A 13,719-nucleotide genomic window follows, 5' to 3' on the forward strand; every position below is an offset into this window, starting at 1 on the left:
AACGATTTTAGAAAGCGTGCCCGGCTTTCACCGGGCGGCCCTCTTCCCCTGTTACTTCTTCAACTTATCAATATTCAGCATCTTCATCAGGAATTTCTCGAAGATCGGTTCGCTGACGCCGCTGCGGATCTTGTGCATAAAGTATTTTTCAAAGCCGACTTTGGCCAGATGCACCCACTTGCCGGATTTCATCCAGTTAACGTTGCGTGGCGGAATCTGCGGCATGGCGACAAAGGCGATACCGCTGTCGCCCATATCAGCCAGGCAGACCGCGTTCCAGGTGGCTTCGCTTTCCGGTTCTTTGCTGTCCAGCACCGAGCGGATGTTATGGGCGGTGGCGGTGACCATGCTCTCAATCATAAAGCCGGTTTTAGGCACGCCGGTAGGCACGGGGGTTGGTTTTTTTGGTGCAATGGCGACGGCGACACCAATACCCCAGATATTGGGGTAGGTGGGGTTACGCTGATGTTTATCGATAATAATAAAGCCGCGTGGATTCACCAGCCCTTCGATATCCCGCACGGCGTCGATGCCGGTAAAGGCGGGTAGCATCATGGTATAGCCGAAGGGCAGTTCGTGACGCTTTTTCTCTTCGCCCTGCTCATCACACTCGATAACGTGCATCAGGCCATCTTCTATGCGGTCAACTTTGGCGTTACAGATCCAGTCGATATGGTGCTTACGCAGTTCACTTTCCAGCATGGTTTTGCTGTCGCCAACGCCATCAAGGCCGAGGTGGCCGATATAGGGTTCTGAGGTAACAAAGGTCATGGGGATCTGATCACGGATTTTGCGCTTGCGCAGATCAGAATCCATGATGAAGGCGGTTTCATAGGCAGGGCCGAAACAGCTGGCGCCCTGCACCGCGCCGACAACAATCGGAGCGGGGTTTTCCGCCAGCGCGTTCCATTGATCACAGGCCGTTTCTGCATGATCGATATGGCAGACAGAGTTTGTGAAGCCTTCCGGGCCGAAGCCTTCGATCTCATCGAATGCCAGTTTCGGACCGGTGGCGATAATCAGGTGGTCGTAGCGCAGTCGGGTGCCGTCAGACAGTTCCAGTTCGTTGCTTTCGGGGTGAACCCGTTTAGCTGCATTGACAACCAGTTCAACTCCTTTTTTTGCCATTGGCGCGGCCAGAGGAACGGTAATATCTGCACGCTTGCGCCAATCAACAGCAACCCAGGGGTTGGAGGGGACGAAGTGATAGTAATCCTTATCACTAACGATAGTAACCGTATCGTCTGGCCCGGCCAGATCCTTCATTTCATAGGCCATCGGAACGCCGCCAAGTCCGGCACCGAGGATGATGATATGCGCCATACATTTCCTCCAGAGATCACTCTCTATTTTAGTATTATATTTATTAGATTTATCTAATATAAGATCAAAATATAGCCAGAGTCAATGTTATATTTGTAAACATTGGTCGTAGGGTATATAGCAGGCGTGATGCGGAGCGGACGGTGATGAAAATTCGGGCTAAGGGTGTCACTGCTGAAAGCTAGTTGACGCGAAATCATTGGGTTAGCATTTATATATGCATAATCTTTATATCTGGCTATAAATATCAATTATTATCTATATATGTGATCGTTTACAGTGGTTGCCTCTATACAACAAGAAGATCGGAAGGTGTAAGCGATGCAGTATTATGTGGATGGTTTTCGTGGGGGTGATCCCGATATAAAAAATGCGACAGCAAAGCGTCGCGACCGTAGTGAGTTTGCTCCGCTGCCGGAAAAAGTAGATGTATTGATCGCCGGTTGTGGGCCCACAGGTCTCTGCCTGGCGGCACAGCTGTCTCAGTTCCCTGAAATTGACACCATGATCGTTGATCCTACACCGGGTCCGATTGAAAAGGGTAAAGCTGACGGTATCAATACCCGGACCATGGAGATGTTCCAGGCGTTTGGTTTCGCAGATAAGATCAAGCGAGAAAGTTACTGGGTCAATCAGACCAACTTCTGGATGCCTGATCCGGAAAAACCAGCCAATATCAAACGTATCGGCAGAGTGCAGGATGTTGCCGATGATTCCTCTGAGATGCCCCATATCCTGATCAACCAGGCGCGCATCCATGAGCTGTTCCTCGAGGTGATGAAAAACTCACAGACACGACTGGAACCCGACTATAGCTGGTCAATTGTCGATCTTGAGGTCGATACGACTACTGACGAATACCCTGTCACCGTTACCCTTGAAAACAGTGGCATTAATGCGGGCGAAAGAAAAACTGTGCGCGCTAACTATGTCGTTGGTTGTGACGGCGCCCGTTCTAACGTACGCAAAGCGATTGGCGGTGAACTGCATGGGGATGCGGCACATCAGGCCTGGGGTGTTATGGATATTCTGGCGAATACCGATTTCCCGGATGTACGTCAGAAATGTCTGATCACCTCTGCCCATGAAGGCAACGTACTGATCCTGCCACGGGAAGGTGGCTATCTTTTCCGGATGTATGTTGAGCTGGATAAGCTGAATCCTGATGAGCGGGTAGCTAACCGTAACTTTAAAGTCGATGACCTGATTGCCGGTGCGAATCGCATCATGCAGCCCTATTCGATCGATGTTAAAGAGGTTGCCTGGTGGTCTATCTATGAGATTGGTCACCGGATGACCGACCGGTTTGACGATGTGCCAGAAGGTGAAACCGCCAGCCGTAACCCCCGTGTGTTCACCGCGGGTGATGCCTGCCATACTCACAGCCCTAAAGCGGGTCAGGGGATGAACGTGTCCATGCAGGACACCTTTAACCTGGGCTGGAAGCTGGCGCATGTGCTCCAGGGACGGGCTAATCCCGCTCTGTTGCACAGTTACTCTGCGGAACGCTGGGCCGAGGCTAAACGTCTGGTGGATACCGACCATGAGTGGGCGCGCATTATGTCCGCGCCTGCCGGGGAGTCGGTACTGGATAATGGTGACGAGCCTCGCTTTATGCGTCAGTTTAAAGCTAATCTGGAATTTACCGGTGGACTGGCGGTTAAATATGGTGAGTCTGCTCTGGTTGGCCCGGCAACACATCAGGCGCTGGCGAAGGGCGAAGAGATTGGTCGCCGGTTCCACTCTGCTCCTGTTGTGCGCCTGGCGGATGCGAAGCAGATGCAGCTGGGTCATGTGGCTGAGGCAGATACCCGCTGGCGCATCTATGCGTTTGCAGGCAAGAATGACAGCTCGGCACCGGGATCAGCGGTCCACAAACTGGCTGACTGGCTTCAGAATGATCTGAACTCTCCTGTGGTGAAGTTCACGGGTAAAGAGGAGGATATCGATGGTCTGATCGATCTTCGCGCTGTCTTCCAGCAAACCTTTGATCAGTTGGCGTATGAAGATATGCCCGCGCTGCTTTGCCCAACCAAAGGTAAACTTGGTCTTCAGGACCATGAGAAGGTGTTTTGTGTTGATCACAAAGGGCTGGGGGATATCTATGATATGCGGGGTATCAACCGTGAACAGGGCTGTATGATTGTGGTTCGCCCTGATCAGTATATTGCCCAGGTTCTGCCGCTGGATAGTTATAAGGCACTGGCTGACTTTTTTGCAGCAATCTACCAGCCAATAGCCCGATAATATAAAGCTGAAATAGCAGAGTGTTAAACAGGCATCGGTGCGATCCGATGCCTGTTTTTTTTATGGGTTATTAATACCCGCCTCATCATCTCCTACGCATTGCTGATCGTTTTTATACGGTCATCAACGCTCTGAAACACACCCTGAATATTGATTGTTTTCATTTTTCTTTCTTTTTGTTTCGTTTCAGCTTTATTTCAGTTTGAGTCTTTACAGTAGCTAACATCAAGTGACGAAAACTTGTTGCAGCCGTCTCTCAACATAAAAATATCGACTTAATCTGGAGCAATAAAAATGAACAAAGCAAACTTAGCGACAGCACTACTTCTTGGCGCGTCAACTGCGCTTCTGAGCACGGGCTCCGTGGCCGGTCCTAGTAGTCAATTGAAGGTTTCTGAAACGGCCTCTGCCGAAGTTCAGGCTAAAGTTAACAGTTGGTTAGCGGGTGAAGAAATTAGCGGCCGTAAAGATAAGTGCTTTGGTATTGCACTCGCCGGTGAGAATAACTGTGCAGCAGGTGCCGGTACCAGCTGCGAAGGTACCTCGACTACAGATTTTCAGACGAATGCCTGGGCCTATGCGCCTAAAGGTACCTGTGAATCAATCGTGACACCAAATGGAATGGGTTCTCTTGAAGGTTCATGAATGCAACCCGCCCCGGCAGTCTTTGATTGCCGGAGCGCATTTAGGGGCCGGCCTGGGGTTAAAGGCTGAACACCTGGATGATATTTTGGCGTTACCTGTGGAAGAAGCCATTTGCACGGGAAATAGTCTGTGGTTTGAAGTGCATACAGAGAATTACTTTGTTGCAGGCGGGCCCCGGCTAAACTATCTCCGCTCAATCCGTGAGAACTATGATCTGAGCTTCCATGGCGTCGGGGGGTCACTAGGCTATGATCATCAGTCTATGCCTGAGCATATTCAACAGGTCAAAGCGTTAATCAATGAGTTTCAGCCAACGCTGATATCCGAACATGCGGTCTGGTCTCGCTCTGGCGGTGCATATTTTGCTGACCTTATGCCCCTGCCCAGAACCCGGGACGCACTCCAGTCGTTAGTGGAAGGGATTGACCGTTATCAGTCAGGCATAGGCCGGCGTATTTTAATTGAGAATCCGACTAACTATCTGGATTTCATCAGCGAGATGGATGAGCCTCAGTTTTTAGTTGAAGCTGCGCAGCGCAGTGGCTGTGGTTTATTAATTGATATCAACAACTTGTATCTCAGTAGTAAAAACACCGGTATCGATGCAACGGAGTATCTGTCGCAGATTCCTGCTGAGCTGGTTGGTGAGATTCATATGGCCGGGTATGACCCTGACCCGGAATTAGGCCAGGCACTATTAATCGACAGTCATGCAGCAGATATTGATGGCCCGGTCTGGGCTTTGTTGGAGCATGCGTTGTCTCTGTTTGGACATCGGCCGGTATTAATCGAACGGGATGCCAATATACCGCCGTTTGCTGAGTTGATGAGGGAGCGCCAAACGGCACAGGGCTATTTAGATCAATGCAGCGGTCATACAGCGGTGGCTAATGGCTTTCAAAAGGAGGCACGCTGATGGCGCTGAGTCCTTACATTGATGCATTTGCAGATTACCTGCGTACCGGTGATGCCCGTGGTATGAACGATTTTTGCGTTAATGCTGAGCATATGAAGCGATTGTCTGTGTATCGCAATGGTTTTTATAAAGGTTGTGTTGATGCGCTAGCCGCAAACTTTCCTGTGTGTGAAAAGCTTATTGGGCGCGAAACGTTTAAGCGTATCGCCTGTGTTTATGTCGACCATTTTCCGCCTGGACAAGGGACGCTGGTCGGCTATGGGCAGCGCTTCCCTGGCTTTCTCAGTGACTTTATTGCGGCGATAGAAGCACCGCCTGAGACGGTAACGCTATCCCCGGCTCTGGTCGACTTAGCGCGTTTGGATTACGCATGGCTAACGAGCCTGATGAGTGCGGACGCGACGCAGACACTGACAGCAGAAAAGATCTCATGGCTGGTGGAAGGGGGACACGATTTTACTCAAGCCGTGGTGACATTAAACACCAGTGTTGTGCTTCTGAGAGTCAATCCCGGTACTTTGAATCAATGGATTGGACTAAAAACTGACTCAGGTATCGCGGAGCCTGTAGAGAACAGTGCTGTTGAGGAAGAACTCCATAGCATCAGCGAGTTAACGCGGGCGGATAGTGCTGTAGCTGTTGATACTGTGATGTTTTGGCGTGTACAGGGGGCCGTGCAGGCGCGCTCGCTTTCCGCGCCTGAAATAGCGCTTATGGCAACGTTACAGGGAGAGGGAGGCATACTTGAAAGGGCTTTTGATGCCGCGTTAGCTGTAGACCCCGATTTTGATGTCAGTGATGTTTTCTCTGCCTGCCTGCAAAATGAAATATTAGAAATTGATATGGCCAAATACAATGATAAGCACTAGGGAATACATATGGGTATGGTAGGCAAACTCCGTGAACGTTACGTACAACTGGGCGTGCAGTTGTCTCGATTATTAGAACCCCTGGCACTGTTCTTTCTCCGTTTTATGGTGGCCAAAGTCTTCCTGGATTCCGGGCTGAGTAAGTGGGACGGTTTTTTAAAGTTTAATGTCGAGAAGTATGACCTGTTCAAGTATGAATTCTTCTGCCCCGATCCGGTAAGACCCGGAGCATTACAGCTATGTAACCCTGAAACACTTGAATATGTTGAAGGCTCATTTGTCGTGAAAATGATTGAGTTACTGGCCGTGTTTGCGGGTATAGCGGAAGTTGTGTTGCCAGTCTTACTCATTATTGGTTTGTTGTCTCGTTTTGCCGCGTTAGGTCTGATAGGCATGACAATGTTTATTCAACTGGCGGTATTCCCAACATGGGATCACTGGATTAATCCAGCATCCTGGTGGGCCGTTTCCCTGCTGGTTATTGTTGCCCGTGGCCCGGGAATTCTGTCAATTGATCGATTGCTTGGTTTAGATGCGAAACCTGCTTCGCTGTAAACCTCCCCCACCGATATTCAACATCAGAGATAAATAGGGGCAGCATAAAACTCGCCAAAGCTTGAGAGGCAAAGAGCGTGTTATCAACAGGTGCCTTTCTTTCGACAAAACAACGAAAAAGGTTGCCCCGAGGCTGGGTAGGTGCGGGGAGATTGTGTGACGGATTGACTGCGCCATTGCCCGTCTCAGGTTATCAGTTGCGATCACCGATTCCAGCCTACGCCAGGAAATCAGTGATTTCATGCGTCCCAGAAAGACACTATTCTAGCTTATCGGTATGCTGTTTTAGATTCTGCTGCACGGGAGGTGGATAGAAGGAGGCTTATCTGAGTTAAAACGCTAAGCCTGATTAATATCCACAAGCTCGCCCAGGTCGTAACTTTTAATACCAGGGTATGTGCCACACCACTCGGACAGTTCCTGTTTCTGGCTCTCAGAGGGAGACTCGTAGCGCTTCTGAGATAGTACATGTCCCTGAATTCCGTCAGCATCGGAGTAACCAAAGTAGGTTAGTCCCAGCTTTTCAAGTTGATCAACAAAACTATCAATGAACGCATCCAGATCCGTCTCTGCGCTGGTGGATAGCGTCACATTTATCTCAAAGAGATTAACTGCAAACTCACCCAGGTACAGTTTTTTGCGTAGACGGCGGTTGTGCTTCTGTCGTGCTTCCATGAGGGATAATCCTTATATTAATAAATAGGGTAAAAGTGAGGATAATGTAATCAGAAAGGCACCCAGATGGGAGGGCATTTCCCTTAGAATTTTGTTCAAATAGCTAATGTCGACAGAAGGCGATTAAACTTATTGCGAAAGCCTGTATCTGACAGCAACTTGATAACCAGTTTCTGGTCAGACGTATCCAGGTGGTTTTTCAGGAAGAATATCCCGGGTTCATCTTCTGCTTCGAGATTGAATTCGGACAAGTCACGCAGGCCGCGATACGCTACACGGTCACCGATACGTGCGGCAAGATAAAGTAGCACGGTATCTTTCAGTTCATCCTCTTGCAAAACCCGAGGCAACTGCGCGGGTGTCTTGACCAGCGGCAGCATGGAATTGGCAATGGCCCGTTCAATATCTTCCGGTAATCCCCAGCTCCGGGCTAATGTTGAGCCAACGATAGCGGCGTTCAATCCGCTACCCTGTTGCTGCGCTTTAATTCTGTCAAGCACTGTCATGCCTTCAGCATACCAGGTGTGTGCGCTTTCCTCACCGAGGATAAACCCCAGGTCACCGAGGTTGAAAAACAGGGCTTTGGTTGCCAACACCGAGGGGCGGGGATGACCCGCATTTTGTCCCAATAAATTGGCAAACGCGCTTGCAACAGCGGTAGATAACCAGGCCCGCTGCAATGCGGTTCTCTGTGCTTCAGAGCAGCCTTTGGTTTGATCCGCTGTCGCGGCCTGGGATACCAGACCCTTAACAAAACTGACCCCCAGATAATTAACCGCGTGCTGAACGCTTGAAATAGGTGAGGTCAATGAAAATGCTGCGGAGTTCACTGTACGCAGCACCTCTGCTGTCAGTCCGGGATCGGCGGCAAGGGTGGCAACCAGCTCCTGTGGTGTATCCAGGCCACCGGCTAACTTTGCTTGTACGGGATTTGGATCTGGCAGTTTTTCACACAGTTGTTGTGCCCGGGCCGCTTGTTGCTCATCGATATATGATGCGACAAACAGATTGAATTCGGTCAGCGACCTGTACATCTCCTGCGATAATTCCGATGTGGCCTCATCGGCAGGCTCATCCAAAAGCTGCCCGAAAGGCCTGGAGGGTTTGCTTGCTGATTCGCTGGACCGACTCGTTGGTTTAGGCCGCTTGTCAGCGTTTTTCTTTTTTCTACCAAATAGTCCAAATAGCACGACAGTCGACTCCAGCAGTTGAGGTATATCCTTTCATCAAACGCGGCTTAAGCGTTTGCGCATAGTATTGTTATCAGAGCAGATCATTTGGGCGGGCTTTTGAATCAACAGACTGGCTGGTTTCTATACAGTTTGGGGACTTATCCCCACTTACCACTCTTTGCAGCCCCGCACATTACAGCATCCGCCTGACTCTGTAAGTCTCTGCCATCTGCAATAATATGTAAATCTTTTTGACCAGGCACAGTTACCATAGTGACAGATATAGTGAGATGGTTGCTCATCTATTTAAACAGCATCGCAGGGGGGGGGGAGGGGCTGAAACATGCAGGCGCATTCGCGATGTCAGTTTGTAATAGTTGAGGAATGATCTGACGACTTTCTCTACACAATAAAAAAGAGAGGGCATGCCCTCTCAAAAGTCTGGTTTTATCCAGTTAAAAACTATCGGCTTGTATAGCGACCAGACTGATTACCATCGAAGGGGTAATAGCAAACTATCAGAAGGCGTAGTTCAGTGTAGCCCTCAGGTAGGTCTGATCATCATCACCGGCCTGGTCATAATCCATCTGGGATAGTTGAATACGTGATGACAGGCCTTCGAACGTCTGAAATTTATATTTCAGATCCAGCGCCAGCTCAGAGCCGCCATCAAAGTTTTTACCACTATTAGCCATACCAGTAGCACTTTGATCCCACATTGCATAGGTAATTCCTGAGCTGAATCCAGGAATACCAAAGCCTGAACTGACACTCAGGGATGTTGTTTTCAAGCCAGCAAAAATCTCACTTGTGACGGTTGAGTGATACGCTCTGAACATAGGTACATGGCCCAGTGTCCCGGGGAAGTTGCGAGCATCATCGACATCGGTATAGGCCAGTTTAACCGTGTAATCACCCAGTTTGGTTTGCGCTTTTACACCCCAGTAACCGGTATCAGATAACGTATCATAATCCGCCGTTAGCACTTTGGCGCCGAGAACCCATGACGTTTGAGGAATCTTATAGGTCAGGCCAAGAAAACCTGCCTGGTAGCCATCGGCCGTTACCGCCGCCGTTGGAGGGTCTCCCGCTTTTGAGTTATTATCGTTGATCAGCCACTGCCCTTCGACATTAAGGCCAGCGAGGCTGTTATTATTAAGATAGAGTGAGTAAAGCGGATTCTCATAGTGTATATCGTTCTGCGTCGGTGAGGCACTGGCAGCATCACCATAGCGCATAATCCAGCTATCGATGTACATCAGTTTCAGCGTAGTATCGGGCAGATCTTTGTTGGTAATAACGACCGCATCAAAGGTGTCTTTCATCGGAAATACACCACTATTCATGATCAGAGGACTCACAATTTTTTGTCGTCCCAGGCGGATGCTGGTATTCGACGTCTCTTGATTGAAAGCATAATCAATATACGCCTGTTCAAGACTGGTAGACGTAATACTAACCCTGTGCTCATCCTCTCCTCCTTTGATAGAGAGGCCTGTAGACTCATCCTGCAACTTCCAGTCCTGGCCATGCTGGAAAGCGATACCAAATTTCAGTCCGCTATAGGGGGCTGTTTCATATTTAATTGAGATGGCAGTGCCGCCCGAGTTGTTGTTATTGGTAACTCCGGCTTCACCGATAGCATCTGTGTATGAGCTTTGTACGACAACGTTTCTGATTTCCGCAGAAAAAGTACCATTCTTCAGTGAATCCCTGAGGGTATCAGCAGAGACACTTGCGCTGCAGATACTGGCGATGGCTAATACGAGTAAGGTTTTATCAGCTTGTTTCATCGAAAACTCCAAGTTATTTTTTTGTTGTATTTATTGCTCTAACCTGAGTGCTTGAACATCACTCAAAAGATATTAACTATTTGAATTTTATGGTTTATTATCATGTTGTAATTATTTGTTAGTAATTAATTACAATACGTTTGCTCACTATAGTATTATCCTTAACATACAAGAATGGCTGATTTAGAATTTCAGATATGCATTAAATGAATAGCTTGATAAGGGTATCGTGATGAATTACACCAGCTGGAAAGTTTTTATCGATGCCGCTGAGTTAGGTAGCTTCAGCAAGGTAGCGTTATTCTGGAATATTAGTCAGCCACAGGTTTCCAGACATATCCAGGATTTAGAAAAGCAGTGCGGTGGGCGATTATTTCAACGAAATGGGCGGGGGGTTGAGTTAACTGATTTAGGTAAAAGACTGGCTCCCAAAGTTCGTGGCTGGATTCTCTCAACAGAACAGCTTGAGAATGATATACGGGAAACATCTGGCCAGCCCATCGGAAAAGTGAGTATCGGCATTCTGCCATCGACATCACACCCCTGGATCAGCAATTTGTTTTTCATTCTCAAACAAAAGTATCCATTGATTCAGCTAATGGTGAGAGAGGGGCAGGGGGCGCAACTGGAAACCTGGCTTGAACAGGGTAAAGTTGATTTAGCGATTCTCTATCGGCAAAGCCCATCTCCGAAAAATGGAGATATCTATCTGCTAAATACATCCACCTATTTAGTCGGTCATAAAGATGATCCTTTAACATGCAAAAACGAGTTAACATTTGCTGCTATCGATGGCATACCGCTGACCACGTTCTGCAGACCCAGTACCTGGAGGGATCGCCTGGATGAGCTTGCACTTGAATATAAGATCAATCTCAATGTCATTTTAGAAGCCGATTCTCTGGGGCTTCAGGCTGAAGCGGTTGAAAAAGGTAACTGTTATGCGCTCCTGGGGCCATACGCAAGCTATGCTGCTGAGAACAGTCATAATGTCAAAGCGGTTAAGATTATTGAGCCGGAAATTAGCCGGTATATAGCGCTGGCGATGTCTCCCCACGGTTCGCTGACACTGGCATGTAAAACCGTCATGGAGCTGGTAAAAGATCTGACATCGTTAACATCAAATCTTGGTGATAAGTATAATGTCGAAATACTTAATTAGAGAGTGTGGTAGTGGTCAGGTCTTTCTTTTTCTTTCCTATCCTATGCTGTCTGCATTTTGTAACTCCTTCTCCACCTGATATTCAGCCTCTCCCCGGTCTGTTTAAACACATTAAGAGATGACGTAACCAAAGTTGGCTAAGTGATTTGTCAGATGACGGATTGTACTCTTTGATATACGTAATATGCATATCTGAAATTCAATAATAGGTATTCATGTATAGGTTGAGCAGTATTAGACTGAATCTACGTTATGTAAGTAATCAGGCATTCCAAAAGGCAACTGATACAGAGCCTGCTCCATTACTTCACACAACTAACTGCTCTAACAATAAAAGATATTTCAGACACAATTAGGTAATAACATGACAAATATTGATCTTAGAGGTTTGAATCCAGCCCCGGTTACTCCTTTCACTGCTACTGGAGAGGTGGACTATGCTGCTTGTAAAAAACTGGGTGCGTGGCTTGCAGGTATCGATGGCGTTAAAAGTCTGACGGTACTTGGACATGCGGGTGAAGGTACTTTCCTGTCTCAAAGTGAACAGATGAAGGTCATCGAAAGCTTTGCAGAAGCGGTCAATGGTTCAATCCCTATTATTGCCGGTATTACTCTGGAAGGTACTGAAGTTGCAGCAGAAGAAGCAAAGCGTGCGGTTGAAGCAGGAGCAACAGCCGGTCTTCTTTACCCGTCACACGGCTGGTTGCGGTTTGGCTATCAAAAAGGAGCGCCTCAGGATAAGTACCGTAACGTCTATGAGGAAAGTGGTCTGCCGCTGATTCTGTTCCAATACCCTGATGTCACTAAGTGTACTTATGATCTGGAAACCCAGCTGGAAATTGCTGCTCAGCCTGGCGTTTTTGCCATGAAGAATGGCGTTCGTAACATGCGTCGCTGGGATACTGAAATCCCTGTTATTCGCCAGGAAAACCCAGAGTTGCAGATTCTGAGTTGCCATGATGAATACCTACTTCACACGATGTTTGATGTTGATGGTCTGCTGGTGGGTTACGGTAACGTTGCACCTGAATTGCTGGTTGAACTTATTAAAGCCGGCAAAGCCAAAGATTATCCTGCGGCCCGTGCCATTCACGATAAACTGCTGCCTGTTACAAAGAGCGTTTACCATCGCGGCTCACACATGGAAGGCACTGTTGCCCTGAAACATGCGCTGGTGGCCAGAGGTATTCTGGATAACGCCAATGTTCGCTCTCCATTACTCCCGTTAGCAGAAGGTGCTGAAGTTGAAATTGCGGACGCTTTGCGTTCAGCCGGAATCATTTAATGATAGAGTGACAAAATAAGTATTTAATACCAGCCTGGCTGAGATGTTCTCCTCTGCCAGGCTCATAAATCGGTGTATAACATGAAAATAATAAATACGTTTATCCGAACCTCGACCGTGCTGCTACTCAGTACTGTTATCTCCATGAACGCAAGTGCAGACTCTGTTCGAATTGGTGCAATGAAGGTTGGCTCAGGATGGTATGTTGGGGCCGCCGCCATCAAAAAAATGATGGAAAAAACCGATAGCGGTATCGATATCGATATTCTTGCCAGAGGGGGCGGTGTCGCTAACCCGATGGTGGTCGAACAGGGCAAAGCCCAGATTGCGATCTCGAATGTTGCAACCTCTCAATGGGCAATGAATGGCGAACTGTTATACAACGGTAAAAAAGCCACTCATATCCGCTCACTGGTGGGTGGGCTAAACCCCGTCTATATTGGCGCAATCGTCAGAAATCAGTTTATGGAGGATAACCATTTCTCCACGCTGAAAGATATTCTTGAGTCCGGCAAACCTGTCAATATATTGATGAAACCGCCAGGCTCTAACATCCCTCCTGCAGTCGATATTATTCTTAAAGCTCACGGCACCAGCCGGGAGAAAATCGAGCAGAATGGTGGTCGCATCATTCAGGTAGCTCCCGCGCAGATGGCATCAATGATCAGGGATCGTCGGGCGGATATCTACTTTGATACTATTTTAAGAGGTCACCCAACTATTCAGGAAATTACGCTCACCGGGGGCGTTCGTTTTATTGATATTTCTGAAGAAGGGCTCGCTGCTTTAGCTAAAGTCGGCATTCAAAAAGGCTCTATTCCTAAATGGTTTGATATTCAGACTGAGCCAGTAGTCGGCGGAAATTATGGTACTCATCTTATCGCTAACAGTGATCTGCCTGATGAGACCGCTTACCAGATTACTAAACTGGTTATCGAAAATATGGATACACTTGCTGAAGACTTTCCTGCCTGGAAGTTCTTCAAGCCAGAAGACGCAGCTAAACCTGAAAATAATGGCATTCCACTTCATCCCGGTGCCATTCGTTACTATAAAGAGATTGGGCTTCTGTAGCCT

Annotated in this window: 12 protein-coding genes; 8 read left to right on the forward strand and 4 right to left on the reverse strand. The window is 48.1% G+C overall.

Translation table 11 applies throughout. The features are described 5' to 3' along the window. Nucleotides 1-51 precede the first annotated feature (51 nt). Complete coding sequence (locus OCU43_RS01810; protein ID WP_091355030.1) at nt 52-1,323, reverse strand: NAD(P)/FAD-dependent oxidoreductase; 1,272 nt, start codon at nt 1,321-1,323, stop codon at nt 52-54. A 321-nt stretch (nt 1,324-1,644) separates the two neighbouring features. Between OCU43_RS01810 and OCU43_RS01815 the strand changes: the two genes are divergently transcribed. From OCU43_RS01815 to OCU43_RS01835, 5 genes are all read left to right on the forward strand, one after another. Continuing rightward, nucleotides 1,645-3,570 (forward strand): FAD-dependent monooxygenase, encoded by a 1,926-nt coding sequence (locus tag OCU43_RS01815; protein ID WP_091355032.1) that lies wholly within the window; start codon nt 1,645-1,647, stop codon nt 3,568-3,570. Nucleotides 3,571-3,864: 294 nt separating this feature from the next. Continuing rightward, on the forward strand, nt 3,865-4,215 hold the full coding sequence (locus tag OCU43_RS01820; protein ID WP_091355034.1) for a BufA1 family periplasmic bufferin-type metallophore: 351 nt from the start codon (nt 3,865-3,867) through the stop codon (nt 4,213-4,215). Then, a complete protein-coding gene (gene bufB / locus OCU43_RS01825) occupies nt 4,202-5,131 on the forward strand; it encodes an MNIO family bufferin maturase (RefSeq protein WP_245756508.1) in 930 nt (309 codons plus the stop codon). The genes OCU43_RS01820 and bufB overlap by 14 nt, the downstream gene beginning before the upstream one ends. Next, the gene (locus OCU43_RS01830) at nt 5,131-6,000 is read left to right on the forward strand and encodes an HvfC/BufC N-terminal domain-containing protein (RefSeq protein ID WP_091355040.1); all 870 of its coding nucleotides are present in this window, start codon (nt 5,131-5,133) and stop codon (nt 5,998-6,000) included. Before bufB ends, OCU43_RS01830 begins: the two co-directional genes overlap by 1 nt. 9 nt (nt 6,001-6,009) lie before the next feature. Further along, on the forward strand, nt 6,010-6,555 hold the full coding sequence (locus tag OCU43_RS01835) for a DoxX family protein (protein WP_091355043.1): 546 nt from the start codon (nt 6,010-6,012) through the stop codon (nt 6,553-6,555). Between the two features lie 339 nt (nt 6,556-6,894). Here the strand turns inward: OCU43_RS01835 and OCU43_RS01840 are convergent, their stop codons facing one another. The 3 genes from OCU43_RS01840 to OCU43_RS01850 all read right to left on the reverse strand — a co-directional run bounded on the left by OCU43_RS01840 (nt 6,895) and on the right by OCU43_RS01850 (nt 10,195). Beyond that, nucleotides 6,895-7,230 carry a 50S ribosome-binding protein YggL gene (locus OCU43_RS01840; protein WP_091355046.1) on the reverse strand — a complete coding sequence of 112 codons (336 nt, stop codon included), beginning with the start codon at nt 7,228-7,230 and terminating at the stop codon, nt 6,895-6,897. 95 nt (nt 7,231-7,325) lie between these two features. Beyond that, nucleotides 7,326-8,264, reverse strand: coding sequence for an HDOD domain-containing protein (locus OCU43_RS01845; RefSeq protein ID WP_091355048.1), 939 nt, complete (start codon nt 8,262-8,264; stop codon nt 7,326-7,328). 656 nt (nt 8,265-8,920) lie between these two features. Continuing rightward, complete coding sequence (locus tag OCU43_RS01850) at nt 8,921-10,195, reverse strand: OprD family outer membrane porin (RefSeq protein WP_091355050.1); 1,275 nt, start codon at nt 10,193-10,195, stop codon at nt 8,921-8,923. A gap of 232 nt (nt 10,196-10,427) precedes the next feature. Here OCU43_RS01850 and OCU43_RS01855 point away from each other — a divergent pair, with 232 nt between their 5' ends. The 3 genes from OCU43_RS01855 (at nt 10,428) to OCU43_RS01865 (ending at nt 13,716) form a co-directional block, all read left to right on the forward strand. Next, nucleotides 10,428-11,357 carry a LysR family transcriptional regulator gene (locus tag OCU43_RS01855; RefSeq protein ID WP_091355053.1) on the forward strand — a complete coding sequence of 310 codons (930 nt, stop codon included), beginning with the start codon at nt 10,428-10,430 and terminating at the stop codon, nt 11,355-11,357. A gap of 364 nt (nt 11,358-11,721) precedes the next feature. Next, nucleotides 11,722-12,642, forward strand: coding sequence for a dihydrodipicolinate synthase family protein (locus OCU43_RS01860; RefSeq protein WP_091355055.1), 921 nt, complete (start codon nt 11,722-11,724; stop codon nt 12,640-12,642). Between the two features lie 81 nt (nt 12,643-12,723). Then, nucleotides 12,724-13,716 carry a TAXI family TRAP transporter solute-binding subunit gene (locus OCU43_RS01865; RefSeq protein WP_091355058.1) on the forward strand — a complete coding sequence of 331 codons (993 nt, stop codon included), beginning with the start codon at nt 12,724-12,726 and terminating at the stop codon, nt 13,714-13,716. The last annotated feature ends 3 nt before the right edge of the window (nt 13,717-13,719 follow it).

It is taken from the genome of Amphritea atlantica (assembly GCF_024347255.1).
In the GTDB taxonomy this organism is placed as follows: Bacteria; Pseudomonadota; Gammaproteobacteria; order Pseudomonadales; family Balneatricaceae; genus Amphritea; species Amphritea atlantica.

Bases quoted from the DNA above. Each gene is read 5' to 3' on its own strand.
- OCU43_RS01835 (WP_091355043.1), top strand. From the start codon at position 6,010: ATGGGTATGGTAGGCAAACTCCGTGAACGTTACGTACAACTGGGCGTG.
- OCU43_RS01810 (WP_091355030.1), bottom strand. From the start codon at position 1,323: ATGGCGCATATCATCATCCTCGGTGCCGGACTTGGCGGCGTTCCGATG.
- OCU43_RS01855 (WP_091355053.1), top strand. From the start codon at position 10,428: ATGAATTACACCAGCTGGAAAGTTTTTATCGATGCCGCTGAGTTAGGT.
- OCU43_RS01860 (WP_091355055.1), top strand. From the start codon at position 11,722: ATGACAAATATTGATCTTAGAGGTTTGAATCCAGCCCCGGTTACTCCT.
- OCU43_RS01840 (WP_091355046.1), bottom strand. From the start codon at position 7,230: ATGGAAGCACGACAGAAGCACAACCGCCGTCTACGCAAAAAACTGTAC.
- OCU43_RS01845 (WP_091355048.1), bottom strand. From the start codon at position 8,264: ATGTACAGGTCGCTGACCGAATTCAATCTGTTTGTCGCATCATATATC.
- OCU43_RS01865 (WP_091355058.1), top strand. From the start codon at position 12,724: ATGAAAATAATAAATACGTTTATCCGAACCTCGACCGTGCTGCTACTC.
- OCU43_RS01820 (WP_091355034.1), top strand. From the start codon at position 3,865: ATGAACAAAGCAAACTTAGCGACAGCACTACTTCTTGGCGCGTCAACT.
- OCU43_RS01830 (WP_091355040.1), top strand. From the start codon at position 5,131: ATGGCGCTGAGTCCTTACATTGATGCATTTGCAGATTACCTGCGTACC.
- OCU43_RS01815 (WP_091355032.1), top strand. From the start codon at position 1,645: ATGCAGTATTATGTGGATGGTTTTCGTGGGGGTGATCCCGATATAAAA.
- OCU43_RS01850 (WP_091355050.1), bottom strand. From the start codon at position 10,195: ATGAAACAAGCTGATAAAACCTTACTCGTATTAGCCATCGCCAGTATC.